This window comes from Verrucosispora sioxanthis (assembly GCF_010560025.1).
Classification (GTDB): domain Bacteria; phylum Actinomycetota; class Actinomycetes; order Mycobacteriales; family Micromonosporaceae; genus Micromonospora; species Micromonospora palythoicola.
In genome coordinates, this window is record NZ_SAIY01000032.1 from 1 (window position 1) to 1,029 (window position 1,029).

Here is a 1,029-nt window from a genome sequence, read left to right on the forward strand (position 1 = left end):
GCCGACCGCGAACATCTGGTCGCCCGGCTGTCGGCCCTGCCCGGGGTACGCGTGGCCGGCCGTCCGGCCAGCGCCTTCGTGCTGGTGCGGATCTCCGGCGCTGACCGGATCCGGGAGCTGCTGCGGGCGCGTGGCTGGGCGGTGCGCCGGGGCGACACGTTTCCCGGACTCGGTCCGGACTGGCTGCGGATCGCAGTTCGGGATCGGGCGACCACCGATGCTTTCACCACGGTGCTGGCCGAGATCATGGAGGCATGATGCTGGAGAACACCATCGCGGCCGTCGGCCCGCTCGACGAGGCGGCGATGACCGCGGCGCGGCAGCTGCAGGCGCGCCTGACCAAGCCCGCCGGTTCGCTCGGCGCCTTGGAGGAGCTGTCCGTACGCCTCGCCGGCCTGGCCGGCAGCTGCCCGCCACCGGTGCCCGACCGGGCGGCGGTGGCGATCTTCGCCGGTGATCATGGCGTGCACGCCCAGCGGGTCAGTCCCTGGCCGCAGGAGGTCACCGGGCAGATGGTGGGTAACTTCCTGGCCGGTGGAGCGGTGGTCAACGCCTTCGCCCGGCAGGCGGGCGCCTCGGTGACCGTGATCGACGTCGGGGTGGCGGCCCCGCTGCCGGTGGCCGACGTCGACCGCCCGGACGGTGCCGGTGCCCTGCACGGCGCACCGGAACCGGTGGTGCCCCGGCTGGTGAACGCACCGGTCCGGCGCGGTACCCAGGACATGACCGTCACCGCCGCGATGACCCGGCAGGAGGCACGGGCGGCGGTCGAGGTCGGCATCGGCGTCGCCGGGGATTTGGTCGACGCCGGTGCCGGAATCCTGCTGACCGGTGACATGGGGATCGCCAACACCACCCCGGCCGCCGCCCTGATCGCCGCCTTCACCGGAGCCGACGCCGCCGAGGTCACCGGCCGGGGGACCGGCGTCGACGACCCGACCTACCAGCACAAGATCGAGGTGGTCCGGGCCGCGCTGCGCCGGCACGACCCCGACCCGGCGGATCCGCTCGGTGTGCTGGCCGCAGTCG

General features: G+C 74.3%; 1 protein-coding gene and 1 pseudogene. Both read left to right on the forward strand.

Going from position 1 to position 1,029, the window contains the following annotated elements; all coding sequences use genetic code 11:
* Positions 1-258 (forward strand): annotated as a pseudogene (locus ENC19_RS29190) (Rv2231c family pyridoxal phosphate-dependent protein CobC); the annotation flags it as partial.
* Positions 258-1,029: nicotinate-nucleotide--dimethylbenzimidazole phosphoribosyltransferase (locus ENC19_RS29195; protein WP_164450248.1), on the forward strand; the 772-nt coding region annotated here is incomplete at its 3' end. The pseudogene ENC19_RS29190 and the gene ENC19_RS29195, both read left to right, overlap by 1 nt.